At 33.6% G+C, this 22877-nt stretch carries 16 protein-coding genes; 11 read left to right on the top strand and 5 right to left on the bottom strand.

All coding sequences use genetic code 11. The features are described 5' to 3' along the window. Window positions 1-48: 48 nt before the first annotated feature. The 3 genes from AC1RRN_RS02195 to AC1RRN_RS02185 all read left to right on the top strand — a co-directional run bounded on the left by AC1RRN_RS02195 (window position 49) and on the right by AC1RRN_RS02185 (window position 3657). Complete coding sequence (locus tag AC1RRN_RS02195) at window positions 49-798, top strand: lipid A phosphoethanolamine transferase (RefSeq protein ID WP_492965722.1); 750 nt, start codon at window positions 49-51, stop codon at window positions 796-798. Window positions 799-1089: 291 nt separating this feature from the next. Continuing rightward, window positions 1090-3081, top strand: coding sequence for a DUF349 domain-containing protein (locus AC1RRN_RS02190; protein ID WP_492965721.1), 1992 nt, complete (start codon window positions 1090-1092; stop codon window positions 3079-3081). A 159-nt stretch (window positions 3082-3240) separates the two neighbouring features. Next, window positions 3241-3657 (top strand): OsmC family protein, encoded by a 417-nt coding sequence (locus AC1RRN_RS02185; RefSeq protein ID WP_492965720.1) that lies wholly within the window; start codon window positions 3241-3243, stop codon window positions 3655-3657. Window positions 3658-3730: 73 nt separating this feature from the next. On the opposite strand, the gene AC1RRN_RS02180 is transcribed toward AC1RRN_RS02185, so the two are convergent. Further along, window positions 3731-5002, bottom strand: a complete 1272-nt coding sequence (locus AC1RRN_RS02180; RefSeq protein ID WP_492965718.1) for a tetratricopeptide repeat protein — start codon at window positions 5000-5002, stop codon at window positions 3731-3733. A 47-nt stretch (window positions 5003-5049) separates the two neighbouring features. Next, window positions 5050-7689 (bottom strand): DNA gyrase subunit A, encoded by a 2640-nt coding sequence (gene gyrA, locus AC1RRN_RS02175; protein WP_492965717.1) that lies wholly within the window; start codon window positions 7687-7689, stop codon window positions 5050-5052. A 258-nt stretch (window positions 7690-7947) separates the two neighbouring features. On the opposite strand from gyrA, the gene AC1RRN_RS02170 reads away from it, so the two are divergent. The 6 genes from AC1RRN_RS02170 to AC1RRN_RS02145 all read left to right on the top strand — a co-directional run bounded on the left by AC1RRN_RS02170 (window position 7948) and on the right by AC1RRN_RS02145 (window position 14983). Continuing rightward, window positions 7948-10494, top strand: coding sequence for an ATP-dependent Clp protease ATP-binding subunit (locus AC1RRN_RS02170; RefSeq protein ID WP_492965715.1), 2547 nt, complete (start codon window positions 7948-7950; stop codon window positions 10492-10494). Between the two features lie 140 nt (window positions 10495-10634). After that, a complete protein-coding gene (rimK, locus tag AC1RRN_RS02165) occupies window positions 10635-12008 on the top strand; it encodes a 30S ribosomal protein S6--L-glutamate ligase (protein ID WP_072971218.1) in 1374 nt (457 codons plus the stop codon). A gap of 94 nt (window positions 12009-12102) precedes the next feature. Further along, window positions 12103-12618 carry a DUF421 domain-containing protein gene (locus tag AC1RRN_RS02160; protein ID WP_492965714.1) on the top strand — a complete coding sequence of 172 codons (516 nt, stop codon included), beginning with the start codon at window positions 12103-12105 and terminating at the stop codon, window positions 12616-12618. Between the two features lie 105 nt (window positions 12619-12723). Beyond that, window positions 12724-13059: a PadR family transcriptional regulator gene (locus AC1RRN_RS02155; RefSeq protein ID WP_492965713.1), complete on the top strand. Its 336-nt coding sequence runs from the start codon at window positions 12724-12726 to the stop codon at window positions 13057-13059. Further along, complete coding sequence (locus AC1RRN_RS02150) at window positions 13056-13673, top strand: HAAS signaling domain-containing protein (RefSeq protein WP_492965711.1); 618 nt, start codon at window positions 13056-13058, stop codon at window positions 13671-13673. The genes AC1RRN_RS02155 and AC1RRN_RS02150 overlap by 4 nt, the downstream gene beginning before the upstream one ends. Further along, window positions 13670-14983, top strand: coding sequence for a serine hydrolase domain-containing protein (locus AC1RRN_RS02145; protein WP_492965710.1), 1314 nt, complete (start codon window positions 13670-13672; stop codon window positions 14981-14983). Before AC1RRN_RS02150 ends, AC1RRN_RS02145 begins: the two co-directional genes overlap by 4 nt. A 108-nt stretch (window positions 14984-15091) precedes the next feature. Here the strand turns inward: AC1RRN_RS02145 and AC1RRN_RS02140 are convergent, their stop codons facing one another. Genes AC1RRN_RS02140 through hutH form a run of 3 tightly spaced genes read right to left on the bottom strand, consistent with a single transcriptional unit; the run spans window position 15092 to window position 18666 of the window. After that, window positions 15092-16426, bottom strand: coding sequence for an inorganic phosphate transporter (locus AC1RRN_RS02140; RefSeq protein ID WP_492965709.1), 1335 nt, complete (start codon window positions 16424-16426; stop codon window positions 15092-15094). Between the two features lie 32 nt (window positions 16427-16458). Continuing rightward, window positions 16459-17103, bottom strand: coding sequence for a DUF47 domain-containing protein (locus tag AC1RRN_RS02135; RefSeq protein ID WP_026982186.1), 645 nt, complete (start codon window positions 17101-17103; stop codon window positions 16459-16461). A 48-nt stretch (window positions 17104-17151) separates the two neighbouring features. Next, the gene (gene hutH / locus AC1RRN_RS02130) at window positions 17152-18666 is read right to left on the bottom strand and encodes a histidine ammonia-lyase (RefSeq protein WP_492965708.1); all 1515 of its coding nucleotides are present in this window, start codon (window positions 18664-18666) and stop codon (window positions 17152-17154) included. Between the two features lie 637 nt (window positions 18667-19303). Between hutH and thrA the strand changes: the two genes are divergently transcribed. Continuing rightward, window positions 19304-21751 carry a bifunctional aspartate kinase/homoserine dehydrogenase I gene (thrA, locus tag AC1RRN_RS02125; RefSeq protein WP_492965707.1) on the top strand — a complete coding sequence of 816 codons (2448 nt, stop codon included), beginning with the start codon at window positions 19304-19306 and terminating at the stop codon, window positions 21749-21751. 165 nt (window positions 21752-21916) lie between these two features. Continuing rightward, on the top strand, window positions 21917-22840 hold the full coding sequence (locus AC1RRN_RS02120) for a homoserine kinase (protein WP_492965706.1): 924 nt from the start codon (window positions 21917-21919) through the stop codon (window positions 22838-22840). Window positions 22841-22877: the final 37 nt, after the last annotated feature.

Raw genomic sequence — 22877 nt, 5'->3', positions numbered from 1 at the left:
AATTTCATCATTTTTTTCGTAACTTAGACTACTCATTAATAGCTAGTTATGAAAAAAATACTACCATTTTTTGTGTTATTTATTTTATTTTATAATTCACTTCAGGCTCAAGATACTATTGCGCAAAAGAAAAATATTTATGAAGAAGCGCGCTATCATTATTATCTTAAAACCATTTTACTTTTTAATGAATATTTAGATACTGACAGCGGTTCATTTAATACTACACAACTCCGTTTTTTGCACCCGATTGCAAGTAAAGCCTGGAATTTAAGAGTGGATCTTCCTTTAATTTCTACCAATACGAATTCAATAAATAAAACCGGAATTGGTGATATAGGAGTTGGTTTAAGCTATATTCCTTACATGCGTTACAAGAAAGATGGTATGGCCTTTCGTGCCAGAATAATTTCCAATTCTGCCGTAGATCCTGCACTTGGAACAGGAAAATGGGTCTTTTCTCCAGCTGTTTTCTATGGGAGGTATTTCAACACAAATTTATTATGGATCAGTTCAGTAGAGAATCAAATCAGTTTTGCCGGCTCTGACAATAGAAATGATGTAAATCTAACCGCGTTTGAAAATTATTTCATGTTTATTCTAGGTAAAAACTGGCTCGCAGTTGATGCTGCCTTTAGATATAATGCTACTAATAAAGGATTCCCCAATAACGCTTTTGTAGAATTTGGACGAAGAATAACCAAAAATGATATGGCATATATTCATCCAAGCGTTGCTTTTGGAAATCACAAAACGTATAATTTTGGTATCGAAGTCGGAATGTTAATCTTATTTTAATTTCTATCCTCCTAAAAATTCTCATATACCTCTTCTCTCCAATATTAAGAAGAAAGCAGATTTTTTTCGATTAAACTATAGCTTTCTAACTGCTTTTCTTAAAACAATATTTATTCTTAATTTAAATTAAGTTTAAAAAATCAATAAAAAAAACAACAACGTAATTGTAAATTAGTTGAATAATTAGGAATTTAATCGTAAAATAGCGTATAAACAAACGATTTATTTTGTATTTAGAAACACCTTTACTATCTTTCGCAATGTTTAAAATAAAACCTTATTACATTTAAAATGTTAGAAGAAAAGAATGATAACCTGCAAGAAGCAGACGGAAAATTAGGAATCGAAATTAGCGATTCTATACAAGATGATGCAATTGAAACATTGGATTCTGAAGCAACGACAGAAAATGAAATTTCGCTTACCGAAAATGAAACTGAAGATACTGCTGAAGCTACAGAAACCAATCATCAAACAGCACTCGACGCTATAACAAATTCTAATGCTGAAGAAAGTGAAGATGAGACGCTAAAAGAGCGCCATGACATTCCTATGCAGGACTATGATACTTTTTCATTAGATGCCCTTGTTGATGAATTAAAAAAGCTTGTCAATACAGATAAAGTAATGTCTGTAAAGGATCATATCGAAGAAATTAAAAAATCATTTTTATTACAATACAATCATCTTATAGAGGAGAAAAAAGAGGAATTTAATACCTCTAAACAAGATCCTAACGAGGAATTTGAATATCATTCTCCGCTAAAATCTAAGTTTGATGAATATTATAATGTTTTCAGAGAAAAAAGAAATGCTCATTTTAAACATTTGCAAACCAATTTAAAATCTAACTTAGAGAATCGACTTGCAATTGTAGAAGAACTAAAAGAGCTTATAAATCCGCAGGAAAACATTAAAGACACACTTAAGCATTTTAATGATTTAAGAGAAAGATGGAAAAATGCAGGTGCAATTCCTAAAGACAAATACAATCACGTTTGGAATAATTACCATTTTCATGTAGAAAATTTCTATGATTATCTGCATTTAGACCGTGAAGCCAGAGATTTAGATTTCAAATACAATCTTGATCAAAAGCAAAAAATAATTGCTCGTGTTGAAGAGTTAGTAAACGAAACTGATATCAGCAAGGCATTTCGTGAATTACAAGATTTGCACAGAATCTGGAAAGAAGACATCGGACCTGTTTCTAAAGAACATCGTGATGCAATATGGAATAAATTTAGTGAGTTAACTAAAAAAATTCATGATAAAAGAGAGCTTTTATTTGAAAGCCAAAGAGCAAACGAACAACAGAATCTCGAAGTTAAAAAAGGAATTATTGCCACTATAGAGGTTTTAGCCACTGAAAAAGTGGGATCACATTCACAATGGTTGGTACAAATACAAAAAGTAGAAGCACTAAGAAATGAGTTCTTTGCTGCCGGAAAAGTTCCATCTGAAGTAAACGAAGAAACCTGGGCTGCTTTTAAAACTGCCGTTAGAAACTTTAATTCTTTTAAAAATTCATTTTACAAAGACATTAAAAAAGATCAAAATGACAATTTAAATAAAAAAATGGCTCTTGTTGCCAAAGCAAAAGAATTACAGGAAAGTGTTGATTTTGGTGCTACTACCCCAATAATGAAACAAATTCAGGAAGAGTGGAAACAAATTGGTCACGTTCCTAAAAAATATTCAGATAAAATCTGGAAAGAATTTAAAGATGCCTGTAATCATTATTTCAATAAATTGAAGGAGCATAAATCTGAAGAAAATGGTGATGAAGTAGCTGCTTTTGATAACAAAAAAGCATATTTAGATATCTTAAGAGCCTATCAATTAACAGGTGATCACAAAACAGATTTAGATGCTATTAAACAGCATATTGAAACCTGGAAAGGATTTGGAAAAGTACCTTTTTCAAGACGCCATATCGAAGGAAAATTCAATAAAATTTTAGATGCACTTTTTGAAAAACTAAGTTTGAGTAAAAAAGAAACTGAAATGATGCGTTTTTCTAACAGAATTGATTCTCTATCAGAAAGCAACGATACACGTAAATTAGATAATGAAAAAATCTTTTTAATGCGTAAGATTGAAGAAGTTCAAAATGAAATTTTTCAATTAGAGAATAACATTCAGTTTTTCACGAATACTAAAAACGCTAAAAAAGAAAATTCAATTGTTCTTGAAGTTCGCAAAAACATTGCGATCCATAAAGAGAGTTTAGAAGTTTGGAAAGACAAATTAAAACAATTGCGCAATTTAGGTCAGGAATAGATTTAATTTAAGACAATAATAGTAAGGTGCGATGAAATTCATCGCACCTTTTTTTATGAATTTATTTTACATAACAAATTGATAAACTATTACTGGAGAATATTAATTATATTTGATAATCAATACTTTAATAAAATATTAATTTAAAAATACTTTACGATGAAATTTACTAGAAAAGCAAATGCCAACTGGAAAGGAACAGGCATGGAAGGAACAGGAACGATCAGTACTCAAAGTACAACATTAAATAATGCACAATTATCATTTAAAACCAGATTTGCAGATGGTGTTGGTACAAATCCAGAAGAACTTGTTGCAGCAGCGCATTCAGGCTGTTTTACAATGCAGTTAAGTTTTTTATTGAATGAAGGAGGTTTTACAGCAGATGATTTGTCTACAGAAGCTACAGTAACTTTTGAAGACGGAACTATAACACTAATTCATTTAGATTTAAAAGGAAAAGTACCCTCAATTTCGGCTGAAGAATTTGAAAAAACCGCTGCGAAAGCAAAAGAAATCTGTCCGATTTCTAAACTTTTAAATACAACTATTACATTATCTGCTACTTTAGTTTAGATAGTGATATTTTAGCATAAAAAAAATCCCGTTTTCATCAAACGGGATTTTTTTTATAAAATGAAATGAATTATTAGTTCATTGTAGCTTTCAATGCTTTTGCTTCAGCAGTCATTTCTAACGCTTTATAAACACCTAATAACGTTTTAGATACATCTTCATTTTTAGGATCTAATTCATGTGCTTTTTTAAGGTAAGGAATAACACCTTTAAAAACGTCTTCTCTTTGTGCTTTTAAAACATTATAACGTTTCGTATCCTTATCAGAAGTTCCCAATTTATTCATTTCATCAATAATTGGTTTCTCAGCTTCTAATTTTAAAGCTGCAAGATTAAGATATGCATTAGTATAACTTGGATTGATTTCAATCGCTTTCAAATAATATTTCTCAGCATCTGCTTTATTACCTGCGTTTCCGCTGATAACTCCTAAATTAAAAATCAAATCAGCATTGTTTGGGTCTTTTTGTAAAGCCTCACTAACTAATTTTTTGTAAGTATCGAAATCTTTAGTTTCCAAATATAAATTTGCTTCTGTAAGTAGCAAAGAAGTATCATCAGGATTTGTTTTTCTTGCATCAGCAATTGCTTTTTTAGCATCTTCAGTACGACCTTCCTGAACCATGATTAAAGCTAAATTTTTATAAATTTCTCCTCTTTTAGAAGGAATCGCTTCAGTTTTAGGTTTTTCGTGAGTTCCTAATTTTACAGCTAAATCTCTTTCATTAGCAGTATTAAAACCATCTTCATTACCAGAAGCTTTATTTAACGCCGTATAACTAGTTCCTTTACCAGAATAATTCAATTTTTTCAATTCTTCATACATTGGCATAGCTGTTTTATAATCCTGAGCATTTACCGCTGTCGAAGCTGCATAGTATAAATTAATTGTATCTTTTTTATCTAACAAATAAGCGTCATACAATTTTTTTGCACCTTCTGTATTCTTATTTGCCTGACTATCCGCAATAGCAGAATTAATCAATTTCCCTTTAATTTCAGTAATTGAAGCAGCTGCCTGAGTTGAATATTTTAGTTTTCCAGAAGCTTTTTCAATATCAATTAATTTTTTATAGCTTTCAGCAGCAAGTGATAAGTTTTTACTCTCTTCTACTTTTTTATTTGCTAAATCTAAATAAGCATTTCCTTGTACAGAATAGTATTGCGCTTGTTCAACATCTTTGGCATTAACCACCAAATTTTCTGCATCTTTTAATATCGCAATTGCTCCTTGAGCATCTCCGCTTTTTAATGCTTTTTCAGCACTTTTAATTTGATCTTTTTGAGCAAAAGTAGCTACTGAAATCAATAATGCTGATGCAAGTATTACATATTTACTTTTCATAATATTCAATTTGTGTATTTAATTTTAAATTTCGTGGTTATATATTTTTACTCTTCAGATTCTTCTTCTTCAGAATCATCTTCGTCTTCAACTATTTCATCAGTGTCGTCTTCATCGTCTTCAACTGTACCGTCGTCTTCAAGAACTTCTAAATCAGGTTTCACTCTTTCGATAACAGATTCAATAACATTTCCATCTTCATCCACAATTACTTCTTCAACATCATCTTTCATAACTTTTGTTACGGCTGCAATCGAATCTTTACCTTTTAAGTTAATTAATCGAACACCTTGTGTTGCACGACCCATTACACGTAAATCTTCAATAGCCATTCTAATTGTTAATCCTGATTTGTTGATAATCATTAAATCATCAGCATCAGTTACGGCATTAATCGAAATCAGTTTTCCTGTTTTCTCTGTAATGTTAAGGGTCTTTACACCTTTACCACCACGGTTTGTAATTCTGTAAACATCTTCTCCATCTTCGTCAACTAATTTGGTACGTTTACCATATCCATTTTCAGTTACAACTAAAATTTGCGAATCGTTAATATCATTTTTATCAACAGTAACCATACCAATTACTTCATCAGTATCGTCTTTTAAGGTAATTCCACGAACTCCGGAAGCCGTTCTTCCCATCGGACGTGTTTTGGTTTCTTCAAAACGAACCAATTTACCAGACTTAACTGCCAGGATAATTTGACTTTCTCCGTTTGTCAATTGTGCACCCATTAATTCGTCACCTTCCTTAATAGTAATAGCAGCAACACCATTTACTCTTGGCTTAGAATATTTCTCCAAAGAAGTTTTCTTAACCTGACCTTGTTTGGTAACCATTACAAGGTTATGGCTATTGATGTAATCTTTGTCTTTTAAATCTTGTGTACAAATGAAAGCTTTAACTTTATCATCACTTTCAATGTTCACTAAATTTTGGATTGCTCTACCTTTTGCTGTTTTACTTCCTTCCGGAATTTCATAAACACGCATCCAGAAACATTTCCCTTTTTGTGTAAAGAACATCATATATTGGTGATTGGTTGCAACGAACATATGCTCAAGGAAATCCTGATCTCTTGTTCCGGCGCTTTTTTGCCCAACTCCTCCTCTATTTTGTGTTTTGTATTCTGTTAAGTTGGTACGTTTGATATAACCTGCATGCGAAATTGTAATAACTACATTCTCATCAGCAATTAAATCTTCGATACTAACATCTCCACCAGAATATTCAATTATAGAACGACGCTCATCTCCATATTTCTCACGAATTTCTTCAAGTTCTTCCTTAATTAAGTTTGTTCTCAAGTTTACATCCGCTAGTAAGGCTTTTAAATGTTCAATTAATTTCATCAATTCTTCAAACTCAGCTCTTAACTTATCTTGCTCCAGACCTGTTAACTGACGCAAACGCATCTCAACAATAGCACGAGCCTGAATATCAGACAATTTGAATCTTTCGATTAATTTCTCACGAGCTTCTTCTGTATTTTTAGAACCTCTGATAATAGCAATTACTTCATCAATATTATCAGATGCAATAATTAAACCTTCTAATATATGAGCTCTTTCTTCTGCTTTACGTAATTCAAATTGCGTTCTACGAACTACAACATCATGACGGTGCTCAATGAAATAGTGAATCATATCTTTTAGATTCAACATTTGTGGGCGACCTTTTACTAATGCAATATTATTTACACTAAAAGATGATTGTAATGAGGTAAACTTATATAAGGTATTCAAAACTACGTTTGGTGTAGCATCACGTTTCAGAATGTAAACGATACGCATACCATTTCTATCCGATTCGTCACGAATATTCGCAATACCCTCTATTTTTTTATCGTTAACCAAATCAGCCGTACGTTTGATCATTTCGGCTTTGTTAACCTGATACGGAATTTCAGTAACGATGATACATTCTCTTCCGTCAACTTCTTCAAAACCAACTTTAGCGCGCATTACAATACGCCCTCTACCCGTTTTAAAAGCTTCACGAACTCCTTCATAACCATATATTACACCGCCGGTTGGAAAATCCGGAGCTTTAATATGTGTCATTAATTCGTCAATTTCAATATCGTTATTATCAAGATACGCTAAAGTACCGTTGATTACTTCCGTTAAATTGTGTGGAGGCATATTCGTTGCCATACCAACCGCAATACCTGTAGCTCCGTTTACTAATAAAGTAGGAACTCTTGTTGGCATTACTTTTGGCTCATATAAGGTATCGTCAAAGTTCAATTGAAAATCAACTGTTTCTTTTTCGATATCTGCCATAATATCTTCTGAAATTTTGCGCATTCTGGCCTCAGTATAACGCATTGCTGCCGGACTGTCACCATCAACAGAACCAAAGTTACCCTGACCGTCCACTAATAAATATCGCATACTCCACTCTTGGGCCATACGCACCATCGCATCATAAACAGAGGTGTCTCCGTGCGGGTGGTACTTACCCAGAACCTCTCCTACGATTCTCGCAGATTTTTTGTGGGCAGATCTTGATGTTACTCCTAAGTCATACATTCCGTAAAGAACTCTTCGATGCACTGGTTTCAAGCCATCTCTAACATCCGGAAGTGCTCTTGATACGATTACTGACATCGAATAATCGATGTAAGCTGATTTCATTTCATCTTCTATGTTAATAGGAATTAACTTTTCTCCTTCAGACATAAGTTGTTATATTAAATAATTATATTAGTTTCAAAGCGTGCCAAGATACGGTTTTTTGAAATTTTTTCAGCTATTTACTTACACTTATTTCAATGATTTATTAACAACTTTATTTCTACTTTTAGTTAATAAATTAAGCGTTTTTTAACGCTTTTATTGTTATTTTTTTTGTCAATTAGCTGACAGTAGTTCTCGAAGGGTACGGTTTTTGTTTTTGAAACTGTAATTCACTAAATTTACAATACCAATAAATATATTATGGATGATAATTTTTCACCAAGAGTAAAAGATGTTATTACATACAGTAAGGAAGAAGCCCTTCGTTTAGGACACGACTTTATTGGTACTGAACATCTAATGCTAGGCATTTTAAGAGATGGTAACGGAAAAGCTATTCATATACTTAATAACCTAGCTGTCGATTTAGACCATTTACGCAGGAAGGTAGAAATACTGAGTCCAGCCAACCAGAGCGTTGAAGTAAATGCTGAAAAGAAAAATCTTCATCTTACCCGACAGGCAGAAAGAGCCCTGAAGACAACCTTTCTCGAAGCTAAAGTATTTCAAAGCTCGTCGATTAGCACGGCACACTTGCTTTTATGCATCTTACGAAACGAAAACGATCCAACAACCAAGCTATTGAATAAGCTAAAAATAGATTATGACATAGCTAAAGAACAATATTTAAACATGACGCCAAACGAAGAAGAATTCTTAGAAAACTTGCCAAGAAACGAATCGTACAATGACGATTCAGGACAAGATGACAGTCTTAAAGAAAGTAGTTTTAATAATCCAGCCAATAAGTCAAACAAAAAATCTAAAACTCCGGTTTTAGATAATTTTGGGAGAGATTTAACAGAAATGGCTGAGGAAGGAAAACTGGATCCGGTTGTAGGACGCGAAAAAGAAATTGAACGTGTTTCGCAAATCTTAAGCCGTAGAAAAAAGAACAACCCGCTTCTTATCGGAGAACCAGGAGTTGGTAAATCTGCTATTGCAGAAGGACTTGCTTTGCGTATTATCCAAAAGAAAGTATCTCGTATCCTTTTTAACAAACGCGTGGTTACTCTTGATCTGGCTAGTTTAGTAGCCGGAACAAAATACCGCGGTCAGTTTGAAGAAAGAATGAAAGCTGTTATGAACGAGCTTGAAAAAAATGATGATATCATTCTTTTTATTGATGAAATCCACACTATTGTAGGTGCTGGTGGAGCAACAGGTTCGCTTGATGCTTCAAACATGTTCAAACCCGCTTTAGCAAGAGGAGAAATCCAATGTATTGGTGCTACAACTCTTGATGAGTACAGACAATATATTGAAAAAGATGGTGCTTTAGAAAGACGTTTCCAAAAAGTAATCGTAGAACCAACTTCTGTTGAAGAAACGATCGCGATTTTGAATAACGTAAAAGATAAATACGAAGATCACCACAATGTTACTTATACCCAGGAAGCAATTGAAGCCTGTGTTAAATTAACAAACAGATATATGTCTGAGCGTTTCTTACCGGACAAAGCGATTGATGCAATGGACGAAGCCGGTTCTCGCGTGCATATTACTAACATTGATGTTCCGAAACAAATTCTTGATTTAGAACGTCAGTTAGAAGAAGTGCGTGAAAACAAAAATATGGTTGTTAAAAAACAAAAATATGAAGAAGCAGCCAAACTTCGTGATGATGAAAAACGCATTGAAAAAGATTTAGCACTTGCACAGGAACAATGGGAAGAGGATTCTAAAAACAACAGAATTGAAGTTACAGAAGATAATGTAGCCGATGTTGTTTCGATGATGACCGGAATTCCTGTAAACAGAATTGCACAAACAGAAAGCAACAAATTAGCTAAATTACCTGAATTAATTCAGAATAAAGTAATTGGTCAAAATGAAGCTGTATTGAAAATTGCACGTTCTATTCAACGTAACAGAGCTGGTCTTAAAGATCCTAACAAACCAATTGGTTCATTTATTTTCTTAGGTCAGACTGGAGTTGGTAAAACACAATTAGCGAAAGTTTTAGCAAAAGAATTATTCGATTCTGAAGATGCGTTAGTTCGTATTGACATGAGTGAATATATGGAGAAATTTGCTATCTCTCGTTTAGTTGGAGCGCCTCCGGGATACGTAGGTTACGAAGAAGGTGGACAATTGACTGAAAAAGTTCGTAGAAAACCATATTGTGTGGTTCTTTTAGATGAGATCGAAAAAGCGCATCCAGATGTGTTCAATATGATGCTTCAGGTTTTAGATGATGGTTATTTAACAGATAGTTTAGGTCGCAAAATTGACTTTAAAAACACTATTATCATTATGACTTCTAATGTTGGAGCACGACAGTTGAAAGATTTTGGACAAGGTGTTGGATTCGGAACTGCTGCTAAAGTGGCTCAAGCTGATGAAAATTCAAAAAGCATTATCGAAAACGCATTGAAAAAAACTTTTGCTCCTGAATTCTTAAACAGAATTGATGACGTAATCGTATTTAATGCATTAGAAAAAGCTGATATTGATTTGATTATCGAAATTGAACTTAAAAAACTATATTCTCGTATTGCTGAATTAGGTTACACGCTAAGTTTAACTGATAAAGCAAAAGCATTTATTGCAGAGAAAGGTTTTGACAGACAATTTGGTGCAAGACCTCTAAAAAGAGCGATTCAGAAATATGTTGAAGATTTGTTGGCCGAAGAAATCATAACTTCAAAAATTCATTCAGGCGACGAAATCTTAATGGACTTGAAGGAGGATTCTCAAGAACTTTCAGTAGAAATACACAAAGCAGAAGAGCCGACTAATCAATAAATTAGTTAAAAATTATAACAAAAATAATATACCCGTTACGTTTTCATAACTTAACGGGTATTTTTTTTGAATAATTTACTATCTTTAATAAAAGCAAATAGCTATTTTTGAATTAAAATTACATAACAATAAAACAACGTATGCTTCAAAACAAAGTCATTTTAGGCAGTGAAGAATGGTGCTCATTTCCAGAACTAGGAATCCCGACAATCAAGGCTCGTGTTGATTCTGGTGCCAAAACTTCTGCAATGCACGCCATCAACATAGCTCCTTTTATAAAAAATGATGCCAATTGGGTAAAATTTGATATTAATCCAATTCAGAATAACATTAAAACCATCATCCATTGTGAAGCTCCGTTGGTTGATAAAAGAATTGTAAAAAGTTCAAGCGGTTTTAGAGAACATCGTTATGTAATTCAAACAAATTTAAAAATTGGTGATGTAAAATGGCCAATAGAAATGACGTTGACCAATCGTGACTCGATGGGTTTTAGAATGCTTTTGGGCCGTGAGGCCATGAGCGGGCGTGTATTAGTTGATCCCGAAGAAAAATACTTATTAGGACAACCTACAACCGAAGCTTTAAAAGAATTATATCAAAACTCGGAAAAAGCAACTTCTGGTTTACGAATCGGACTTTTAGCCAGTAATCCTGAATTGTACAGCAATAAAAGAATCATGGAAGCAGGCGAAATGCGTGGCCATGAAATGCATTTTTTGAATATCAAAGAATGCTATATGAAACTGGATGCTAAAACTCCTGAAATCCATTATAGAGGCGGGAAAATATTAAATCAATTTGACGCTATTATTCCAAGAATCCGACCAAGTATTACTTTTTACGGTTGTGCCCTAACACGTCAATTTGAAGCTTTGAAAGTTTTCGTTTTAAATTCGGCTACAGCCATAACGCAGTCACGCGATAAACTATATTCACTACAATTACTTTTGAACAGTGGAATTGATATTCCAACAACTGGTTTTGCTAATTCTCCTTTGGATACAGATAATTTAATTAAAATGGTTGGAGGTTCGCCTTTAATTGTAAAATTGTTAGAAGGAACACAAGGAAAAGGAGTTGTTTTGGCAGAAACTAAAAAAGCAGCAGAAAGTGTTATCAATGCTTTCAAAAGTTTAAATGCTAATATTTTAGTTCAGGAATTCATCAAAGAAGCCAACGGAAAAGACATTCGTTGTTTTGTAATTGACGGAAAAGTTGTTGCTGCTATTCAGCGTGAAGCTATGCCGGGCGAATTTAGAGCAAATATTCATCTTGGCGGAACAGCATCAGTAATAAAAGTAACTGCCGAGGAAAAAAAGATCGCTATAAAAGCCGCAAAAGCAATGGACTTAAAAGTAGCAGGCGTAGACATTATTCGTTCTTCGAAAGGACCATTATTGCTTGAAGTAAATTCTTCCCCTGGATTAGAAGGAATCGAAGGCGCCACAAATAAAGATATTGCCGGAGAAATGATTAAAGCAATTGAAAAGAATTTCAAAATAATTAGTTAGTTCATCCTAACTTAATTCTCAATATTTATTTTAGCAGCTTTGTCAAAGTTTAAACTTTGACAAAGTTTTTTTTTTACCTTTAAAATAAAAAACAATGTTAAACCCCTATTTAGATATTATTTTAAGAAGTCTTGCTGTTTATTTTTTCATGACTATTGCCTTGAGAATTTTCGGCAAAAAAGAACTCTCACAACTAAATACCGCTGATATCATTCTGATTTTATTAATCAGTAATTCAGTTCAAAATGCAATGGTGGGGCCAGACACCAGTCTTTGGGGAGGTTTGGTTGCTGCATTAGCTTTGTTTGTAATTAACTTTATTATCAAAAAGCTGACACACAAATACAAACTATTCAACGATTTGCTTTTAGACAAACCAGAAATATTAATACATGATGGAAAACTGGATTTTAAAGCATTAAGCAAATTAGACATTTCTAACGACGAATTAAAAGAAGCAATGCGTGAACATGGATTAGAACATTTTACCGATGTAAAGCTTTGTATGTTAGAAATTGACGGTACTATTAGTGTAATTTCTGAAGATAAAAAACATCTTAAGCAAACGCATTACAAAAGAAAACACAATCATAAGAATTTTAGAAAATAATTTTAAATAAATTAACTGATTGAAAATCAATATATTAATTATTTAAATTAAAAAAACTTAGCTATATACTTTGTTATACTATGTATTTTGTTATACATTAGCCAAATGAACGAGACATTTGTAACAAACTGGAAATCACAGGTAAAGAAAGGCACCTTAACTTTCATTATCCTCAATGTACTCAAAAATCATGAGTACTATGGTTATGAACTTATAGAACAAATAAGAAAACATACCGAAATAGAAATTGCAGAAGGAACTCTTTATCCTTTAATGAATCGATTAAAAACAGAAGAATTAGTTGATTCTAAATGGGTAGAACAGGAAACAGGCATCCCAAGAAAATACTATTCCTTAACTGAAGCAGGAATCGAAACACTCGCTCAGATGAACGTCTATTGGGAAAATCTGGAAAAATCAATTAAAAAAATCATTCAATGAGAATAGAAGATATCAAATTCGAACAGAAAGCTTCGCAGCGAGTTTACAATGATTACATGAAGCGTATCAGGAAAGCAACTGCATCTTTATCAAAAATTGATCAGGATGATATTTATATGGAGTTTAACAGTCATATTTATGAGGCTATTCACCACAAAAAAGAAGCAAATGAAATTGACTCTCTTTTAGATATTATAGAAAAACTAGGCTTGCCAGAAGAAGTATTAAAACCGCTTGTCGCTGATAAAAAATTACAGCAGGCTACAAAAACATTTAATCCTGTTCATGTTTTCAAGGCCTTGATATTAAACTTTACAAATGGAGTTTCCTATATCTTTTTCTTCATTTTATACCTTTTTCTATTTGGCTTTGTTTTTTTAATTTTTGCCAAAATTTTCAATCCTTCTCTTGTTGGACTGTACATGAAAAAAGATTCGTTTTCTGTTTTCGTCTTGGGAATAATCAATCCTGAAAGTCAAAATAAAAATCAAATTTATGAAGTTCTTGGCAACTGGTTTATTCCCGTAATGCTGCTATCAATCGTATTATTTTATTTCCTTATTACCCTATTATTAAAGTTCAAAAAATCAATCAATCAAAAAACACTATCATGAAAAAAATTATTACCTGCTTATTTGCTCTTGTAATTACGAGTGCTTTTTCCCAAACTTTCAACACCAAAAGACTCGACAGTTTGTTTCTTCTTTTAGAGAAAAACAATAAATATCTAGGAAGTATCGCAATCTCTGAAAACGGAAAAACAATTTACACAAAATCAATTGGCTTTGATGATCTTGCCACATCCAAAAAATCAAGTATTAATACGAAATACAGAATTGGCTCAATCTCTAAAACATTTACAGCTTCACTCATTTTTAAAGCAGTTGAAGAAAATAAAATCAATTTGAAACAAACTATCGATTATTATTTTCCAACAGTAAAAAATGCCAAAAGTATTACAATCAGCAATTTATTAAACCACAGAAGCGGTATTCATGATTTCACAAACGATCCGGATTATTTAAAATGGAACACACAGCCTCAATCGAGAACGAAAATGACAGAACGAATAGCTGCTGGAGATATTGTTTTTGAGCCCGACACAAAAGGTCAATACAGTAATTCAAATTACATTTTATTGTCGTTTATATTAGAAGACATTTACAAAAAACCGTATGGCGAAATTTTAAATGTAAAAATCATTAAGCCTCTTAAATTAAAAAACACTTATTTGGGCGGAAAGATTAATCCTGAAAACAACGAATGTTATTCTTATTCTTTTGCCGGAAAATGGGAAAAAGAAAGCGAAACTGATATGTCGATTCCGCTTGGGGCAGGTGCGATTGTTTCCAATCCGACGGATTTAAATCTTTTTATTGAAAGTCTTTTTGCAGGAAAAATTGTTTCTGTCGAACATCTAAATCAGATGAAAACAATTAAAGACAAATATGGGATGGGAATTTTAGAATTTCCTTATTTCGAAAGAAAAAGCTACGGCCACAATGGAGCAATAGATGGTTTTAGATCTATTTTAGGCTATTTTCCAAATGAAAAATTAGCTTTAGCCATAACTTCAAACGGAATGGGTTATGACAACAATAACATCTTATTATGTGCTTTAAGTTCTTATTTTAACAAACCATTTAATATGCCAGTTTTTACTAACATTGCAGTAACTACTGAAACGTTGGATTCGTATGCAGGAACATATGGAAGTTTGCTTATTCCTTTAAAAATAAGCATTACTCAAAAAAACAACATACTGATTGCCCAGGCAAGTGGACAGCCTTCTTTTCCTCTGGAAGCTATTGCCTTAAATATTTTCAAATTCGATCAGGCAGGTGTAGTTATGGAGTTCGATGCTGATAAAAAGGAGATGATTTTAAAACAAGGCGGAAAAGATTATTTATTTAAGAAAGAGTAAAACTAAAGTTTAGTATACATAAAAAAGCTGGTTTCAATAATGAAACCAGCTTTTTTTATCTGTTTTAAAATGCGATCAAACTTCTCACATTTTACAAAAATCTTTTTACTATGAAATAAATACGCTCAGTACAAAGTAAACCAATCCTGCTAAAATAGCCGAAATAGGAATCGTTAATATCCAGGCCCAAATCAAACTTACAGTTACACCCCAACGAACGGCAGATACACGTTTAGTTAATCCAACTCCGATGATAGAACCTGTAATAGTATGTGTTGTACTTACGGGAATTTTTAAGTGTTCAGTAAAATAAAGAGTCAAAGCACCAGCAGTTTCGGCAGCAACACCTTCAAAAGAAGTTACTTTAGTGATTTTAGAACCCATTGTTTTCACAATTTTCCATCCACCACTTAAAGTTCCTGCTGCAATAGCAGAATAACATGCTAATGGAATCCAACCTGGCATTACTCCTTTTATTCCTAAATCATCATTTGGTAATACAACATCTAACCAGGAAGCCATATGAACTCCGGGATTTGTATTGATATAAACCGCTACAGCTGCAGCAATAATACCCATTACTTTTTGAGAGTCATTTCCTCCGTGTCCTAAACTAAAAGCTGCAGAAGATAATAATTGCATTTTTTTCAAAGCTGCATCAGCCTGATGAAGATTTAAACTGCTAAATATTAAACAAAAAGCACTTACTGTTAAGATAATAAAAGCAACCAAAAACCATTTTATATTGTGCGGGTCGAAAGCTACACTCCAAAAATGAGAATCAAAACGAGGTTTTTCAATATCAGCATAAGGAACCATCAGACTACTAACAATCCAAACTGTTGCAATCATTAATGCTACAGTAAATATTTTAGGAAAAATACTTTTACGAGAAGCATTTAACAACCATATCGATATTAAATAAGAAGCCAATGCTCCCAATAATGGCGCTAAAACGATAAAAGCAATAATGATAAGAACTCCCGAAGGCATTCCACCATCTTTTCCTGCTTTATACCAACTTACGATTTCGTACCAATAATGAGTAGTTCCATCTTCTCCTACATAACCTGAAAAACCATGTACAGCGATCGCATGTGCCACTGCTGCTCCGGCGAAACCACCAATTAAAGTATGTGATGAACTTGAAGGAATTCCTAGCCACCAAGTCAATAAATTCCAACAAATAGCTGCAATAACACCGGCAAGGATAACAACAAGGTTAATCTCCATAGTGTGCGCTGTTTTTGCAACAGTATCTGCAACACCAAATCCGAAAACCCAATAAGCCAGAAAGTTAAAAAATGCTGCCCAAAGAACGGCCTGAAAAGGCGTTAGAACCTTTGTAGCAACAACAGTCGCTATAGCATTTGCCGCATCATGAAAACCATTGATGTAATCAAAAATTAAAGCTAATACTATAATAATTATAAGTAGCGTCATAAAATTATAACTTCAGAATGAAATAAATTGAATTAAGAATGTTTTACAGAAATAGATTCTAGTATGTTCGCAACACTCTTACATTTGTCTGTTGCTGATTCTAAAACAGATAACACTTCTTTATATTTAATAATATTTTTAGCGTCTGTTTCGTTTTCAAAAATTTCAAAAACTGCTTTGTTATATACATTATCAGACTTGTTTTCTAGTTTATTAATTCTAGCACAAGCATCTTTAATAATGTTCATATTTTTTAAGTTGCTCAACTCTTTTACAGCACTGTCAATGTTTTGACAAGCTTCAAGGTTGATTTCTGTCATCTTTCTGATCGATTTTGTAATCTTATCAACCTGATACAATCTCATTCTGCTTGCTGCACCATGAAGGTAATCAGCAACGTTATCAATAGAAGTAATTAAAGTGTGAATATCCTCTCTATCAAATGGAGTAATAAAATTTCTGCTCAATTCAAGATTGGTTTGACGTGTAATGTCTTCTCCTCTTTGCTCTAATTCATCAATTTTTTGAAAAAGAACTTCTCTTTCTTTTAATGGAAGATTTACAGCTTCGTGTAAGTTAGAAGCTAATTCAATTAAATTGCTTGAAGCTTCTTCAAAAAGTGGAAAGAATTTCTTGTCTTTCGGCACTAAAAATTGGAAAATACTGTTTATTGACATTTTTTTATTTTTGATAGTGCAAAATTACTTCATTAATATTCTATAATGTTAAGCCAGTGTTAACAAATCGTTTTCAATTTGGAAACTATCCAGGAATGCAACTGTCTTTTCAATGTCGTAATGTAAGATGCGATCTTCTTTAACCAAAGGCACTACTTCTCTATAACTACTTAGGAACATTTCGATGAAATCACTTGATTTCAAGGGCTCTCTGTAAGCAATTGCCTGCGAAGCGTTCATTAATTCGATCGCTAAAATGCGCTCTAAATTATCCATAACACGCAACGCTTTTGTTGCCCCGTTTGCTCCCATACTCACATGATCTTCCTGCCCGTTGCTCGAAACAATACTATCAATACTTGACGGAGTTGCCAATTGTTTGTTCTGGCTTGCAATACTTGCTGCAGTATATTGTGGAATCATAAATCCTGAATTCAATCCCGGATTGTCAACCAAAAATGCCGGAAGATTTCTTAGACCTGAAATCAATTGGTATGTTCTTCTTTCAGAGATACTTCCCAATTCTGCCAAGGCAATTGCCATAAAATCTAAAGCCAAAGCCAAAGGTTGTCCGTGGAAATTTCCACCGGAAATAATCTGATCGGCTTCTATAAATATATTTGGATTATCGGTAACCGAATTAATTTCCGTTTTGAATACTTTTCGAACATAATCAATTGCATCTTTTGAAGCGCCGTGAACCTGAGGCATACAACGGAAAGAATACGGATCCTGAACATGTTTTTTTTCTTGTTCAATTATTTCGCTTCCTTCTAAAAATTCATTGATACGCTGAGCTGTAATAATTTGTCCTTTATGTGGACGAATAAAATGAATCAATTCATTGAATGGCTCGATTCTTCCATCAAAACCTTCTAAAGAAATAGTTCCGATTAAATCTGCCAAATACGAATATTTATAAGCTTTTAATAAAATGTGAGCTCCATAAGCACTCATAAATTGGGTTCCGTTTAGCAAAGCCAAACCTTCTTTTGACTGTAAAACGATTGGTTCCCAGTTAAAATGTTTTAAAACTTCGGCGGAAGCCACTTTCTTTCCTTCAAATAAAACTTCGCCTTCTCCTAATAAAGGCAAAGACAAATGCGCCAATGGTGCTAAATCTCCGGAAGCACCAAGAGAACCTTGTGTATATATAATAGGAAGGATATCATTATTGTAGAAATCAACCAAACGACTTACCGTTTGTAACTGAATTCCGGAATGTCCATAACTTAAAGATTGGATTTTAAGCAACAACATTAGTTTTACAATTTCTGCAGGAACTTCTTCTCCTGTTCCACAAGCATGAGATTTTACCAGATTCTCCTGAAGCTTTGATAAATTTTCATTTGAGATTTTTACATTACAAAGTGATCCAAAACCCGTGTTGATTCCGTAAATAGGTTCAGAATGCGACGCCATTTTTTTATCTAAATAATCACGACATTTCTGAACGTTTACTTTTGCTTCTTCAGATAATTCAAGCATTTTCTGATTTACAATAATTTCTTGCAGATCTTCTAAACTTATGGTTTCAGTACTTATATAATGGATTTCTCTCATAACATTTTTAATTTAAGGCATCAAAATTCAACAAATCAATATTAAAAAGCAACATTTGTTCATAATAATTAAAATTTCAATAAAACAAATAATACGTATTTAGCTATTTCACAATACTAATCATACAAAATCAGTGCTTTATTTTTTTTCTGCAAAATCAACCTTCAAAACTTATTATAAAAAAATCAATTTCCTACTTATTTTATAGACTAATAACTCTTTCTGTCCAATATTTTGATTAGAAATCAGCTTTTTAAGCTCTTAGACTTCCAATAAATACGGGTTTAAATATACGAATCCATCAATTTATGATATTCAATCTTAACAAAAACTCAATATTAAATCAATGAGAATTGAATTATTAAAATATTCGCAAAAAGAAAATAAAGGTTTTTCGCTTTTATAAAAATCTGTACTTTTGAAACATCAAAAATGAAAAGTAACAGCGCAAAATATCAATCTACAATGACAACTCAAACTAGAGTTGCAATTGCTGCTACAACAATTTCTACAACTACGACTACCCCTTAGGGGTATACATTTTACATATAAACCAGGTTATCTATACTTTTTTCATGAAAGAAGAGAGTCATTGGATACATAAAAATATTTGCATAAAAAGAAAAAAATCATCAAAATGAAAGTATTAAAATTTGGCGGAACTTCGGTTGCCAATGCTCAAAATATAAAACTCGTTCTCGAAATTGTTAACCAAAAATCAAAACAAGATCAATTAGTTGTTGTGGTTTCAGCTTTAAGCAAGGTGACCGATTTATTGCAATTAGCAGCAGCAAAAGCGGCAGCTAATGACGAAAGTTTTAGAGAAATTGTTGCCGAAATCGAGAAAAAACACCTCGACACTTTAAAAGAACTTATTCCGGTTAGCGAGCAAAGCAGCTTGTTGAGCCATATAAAAAGAATCATCAATCACTTAGAAACTTTGCTTGATGGATGTTTCTTATTAGGCGAATTATCTCCAAGAACGGCTGACACTATTTTGAGTTTTGGAGAATTGCTTTCTTCTTACATCATTGCGCAGGCATACCAGCAAATTGACAAAAATGTAGTTTATAAAGACAGTCGTGAAATAATCAAAACAAATGCTGATTTTGGAAAAGCCGTTGTAAACTTCGAAATTTCAAATCAATTGATTCAGGATTATTTTGCCGAAAATCAATCGCAAATCAATATTTTACCTGGATTTATTGCGTTAACTCTTGACGGAATCACAACTACTTTAGGCCGTGGTGGTTCTGATTATACTGCGGCAATTATCGCCGGAGCGCTTGATGCTGAACAATTAGAAATTTGGACAGACGTAAACGGAATGTTTACAGCGAATCCAAAAATTGTAAAACAGGCACAGCCAATTGCCAACATTTCGTATCAGGAAGCGATGGAATTATCGCATTTTGGTGCCAAAGTTTTGTATCCACCAACAATTCAGCCGGTTTTAAGAAAAAATATTCCAATTTTAATCAAAAATACTTTTGAGCCGGAAGCAGAAGGAACTTTGATTTCTGATCAGGTTTCGTCTAAGGATTCGGTTGTAAAAGGAATCAGCCATATCGATAATATTTCGCTTGTAACACTTGAAGGCCCTGGAATGATTGGCGTTGCGGGTTCGTCAAGACGTTTGTTCGAAGTATTGTCTCAGGAAAAAATCAATGTAATTTTTATTACTCAGGCTTCTTCTGAGCATTCGATATGTATCGGAATTTTAAATTCGGATGCAGAAAATGCTGAAGCTGCGATTAACAGAGCTTTTGAAGTAGAAATTCTTCAAAACAAAATCGATCCTGCCATTGTAGAAAAAGATCTTTGCATTATTGCTTTGGTTGGAGAAAACATGAAAAACCATCAAGGTTTGAGCGGTAGAATGTTTAGCACTTTGGGTAAAAACAACGTAAATATTCGTGCGATTGCGCAAGGTGCATCTGAACGTAATATTTCGACTGTAATCAACGAAAGAGACGTTAAAAAAGCGTTGAATACTTTACACGAAAACTTCTTTGAAGAAAATACTAAACAGCTGAATTTATTCGTAATGGGTGTTGGAAATGTGGGTGAAAAATTCATCGAGCAAATTCACAATCAAAGGAAATTCTTAAAAGATAATTTAAAGATTAATGTTCGCGTAATTGCTTTGTCAAACTCAAGAAAAATGCTTTTTGATGAAGACGGAATTTCATTGAAAGACTGGAAAGCGACTTTAGACAAAGGAGAAGAAGCTATTCCATTAGAATTCATCGCACGTGCAAGAGAATTGAATTTACGTAACAGCATTTTTGTGGATATTACAGCAAATGCAAGCGTTTCTGAAATGTACGAGAAATTCTTAAAAGAAAGTATTGCCGTAGTAACCTGTAACAAAATTGCCTGTTCATCGGCATTTGACAATTACAAAAAATTAAAAAGCTTATCGCGCCAATATAACGCTCCATTTTTATTTGAAACGAATGTGGGCGCCGGATTACCAATTATTGATACTGTAAAAAACTTAATTGCTTCTGGTGATAAAGTGCATAAAATTCAGGCGGTTTTATCTGGAAGTTTGAATTTTATTTTCAACAATTTTGATAAAAATAATTCTTTCCATGATGTGGTTAAAGAAGCCGGAGTTCAGGGCTTTACAGAACCGGATCCGAAAATCGACTTAAGCGGAATTGACGTGGCTCGTAAAATCCTTATTCTTATTCGCGAAAGCGGTTACGAAATGGATATTGACGCTATCGCAAACGAATCGTTTTTGCCTGCCGAATGCTTGGAAACAACAAATAACGAGGCCTTTTTTGCATCGTTAATCAAACACGCACCGCATTTTGAAAAAATCTATGAAGAAGCATTAGCAAAAGATTCAAGATTGAAATACGTAGCACAATTTGAAAACGGAAAAGCAAGCGTTGGCCTGCAATTCATCCCGAAAGATCATCCTTTCTACAATTTAGAAGGAAAAGACAATATCGTATTGTTCTACACAGATCGTTACGTAGATCAGCCTTTATTGATCAAAGGCGCCGGAGCCGGTGCAGCAGTAACAGCCTCTGGAATTTTTGCAGACGTTATTAGAATAGGGAATAATTAGCCGCTAAGGCGCTAAGACACAAAGTTTTTAAGTTTTTATCCCTAAAACTTTGTGTCTTAAAAACTAAAATAAAAAAATTTGTGTCTTAGCGCCTTCGTGGCAAAAAACACAAAAGCTAAAATAAAACTTTGTGACTTTGTGCCTTCGTGGCAAAATCAACCAGAAATGAAAGAAATTAAACTATTTTGCCCGGCAACTATCGCAAACCTCTCGTGCGGATTTGACGTACTCGGCCTTTGCTTAGACAATGCGGGCGATGAAATGATTGTTCGGAAAGTCGATCAAAAAGGAGTTCGAATCACTAAAATTGTGGGTGCCGATTTGCCTTTAGAAACGGAGAAAAACGTTTCTGGAGTTGCGGCTTTGGCCATGCTTGAAACATTAGACGAATTGGATTTTGGCTTCGAAATCGAAATTTATAAAAACATCAAAGCCGGAAGCGGAATTGGAAGCAGTGCTGCCAGTTCTGCCGGAGCGGTTTTCGGAATAAATGAATTATTGGGAAGACCTTATTCCCGCAAAGATTTGGTGCAGTTTGCGATGCAGGGCGAAAAATTAGCCAGCGGAAATGCACATGCAGACAACGTTGCTCCTGCCCTTTTAGGCGGATTTACTTTGGTAAGAAGTTATGCTCCTCTAGATATTATCCGAATTGATAGTCCGGAAGAATTGTTCGCAACTGTGGTTCATCCTCAAATTGAGTTGAAAACTTCGGATGCGCGTTCGGTATTGAAACAAACTGTTTCCCTGAAAAGCGCGATTATGCAATGGGGAAATGTCGGCGGATTAATTGCCGGTTTGTACACCAAAGATTATGATTTGATTGGAAGATCACTTCATGATGAAATCGTCGAGCCTTTAAGAAGCGTTTTGATTCCGGGTTTTGATCAAATCAAACAAACGGCTTTAGAAAACGGCGCTTTAGGTTCTGGAATTTCAGGTTCTGGCCCGTCAATTTTTGCTCTAAGCAGAGGAAAAAACACCGCAGACCAAATCGCCAAAGCCATGAGCGACGTTTACGAAAACATGAATTTGCCATATGAAATTCACGTTTCGAAGATTAATCCGGATGGCGTAAGAATTATTTAAAATGAGTAATTAGTCCTTAGTGATTAGTCCTTAGTTG

It is taken from the genome of Flavobacterium sp. GW821-FHT11G01, assembly GCF_058808175.1.
The sequence above is the reverse complement of the archived record's forward strand: the minus strand, read 5'-3'. Positions and strand labels throughout refer to the sequence as shown.

Coding starts and splice junctions, on each gene's coding strand:
- AC1RRN_RS02120 (WP_492965706.1), top strand. CDS start 21,917: ATGAAAGAAATTAAACTATTTTGCCCGGCAACTATCGCAAACCTCTCG.
- AC1RRN_RS02150 (WP_492965711.1), top strand. CDS start 13,056: ATGAGAATAGAAGATATCAAATTCGAACAGAAAGCTTCGCAGCGAGTT.
- AC1RRN_RS02190 (WP_492965721.1), top strand. CDS start 1,090: ATGTTAGAAGAAAAGAATGATAACCTGCAAGAAGCAGACGGAAAATTA.
- AC1RRN_RS02135 (WP_026982186.1), bottom strand. CDS start 17,103: ATGTCAATAAACAGTATTTTCCAATTTTTAGTGCCGAAAGACAAGAAA.
- gyrA (WP_492965717.1), bottom strand. CDS start 7,689: ATGTCTGAAGGAGAAAAGTTAATTCCTATTAACATAGAAGATGAAATG.
- AC1RRN_RS02145 (WP_492965710.1), top strand. CDS start 13,670: ATGAAAAAAATTATTACCTGCTTATTTGCTCTTGTAATTACGAGTGCT.
- AC1RRN_RS02180 (WP_492965718.1), bottom strand. CDS start 5,002: ATGAAAAGTAAATATGTAATACTTGCATCAGCATTATTGATTTCAGTA.
- AC1RRN_RS02155 (WP_492965713.1), top strand. CDS start 12,724: ATGAACGAGACATTTGTAACAAACTGGAAATCACAGGTAAAGAAAGGC.
- AC1RRN_RS02160 (WP_492965714.1), top strand. CDS start 12,103: ATGTTAAACCCCTATTTAGATATTATTTTAAGAAGTCTTGCTGTTTAT.
- AC1RRN_RS02170 (WP_492965715.1), top strand. CDS start 7,948: ATGGATGATAATTTTTCACCAAGAGTAAAAGATGTTATTACATACAGT.
- hutH (WP_492965708.1), bottom strand. CDS start 18,666: ATGAGAGAAATCCATTATATAAGTACTGAAACCATAAGTTTAGAAGAT.
- thrA (WP_492965707.1), top strand. CDS start 19,304: ATGAAAGTATTAAAATTTGGCGGAACTTCGGTTGCCAATGCTCAAAAT.
- rimK (WP_072971218.1), top strand. CDS start 10,635: ATGCTTCAAAACAAAGTCATTTTAGGCAGTGAAGAATGGTGCTCATTT.
- AC1RRN_RS02140 (WP_492965709.1), bottom strand. CDS start 16,426: ATGACGCTACTTATAATTATTATAGTATTAGCTTTAATTTTTGATTAC.
- AC1RRN_RS02195 (WP_492965722.1), top strand. CDS start 49: ATGAAAAAAATACTACCATTTTTTGTGTTATTTATTTTATTTTATAAT.
- AC1RRN_RS02185 (WP_492965720.1), top strand. CDS start 3,241: ATGAAATTTACTAGAAAAGCAAATGCCAACTGGAAAGGAACAGGCATG.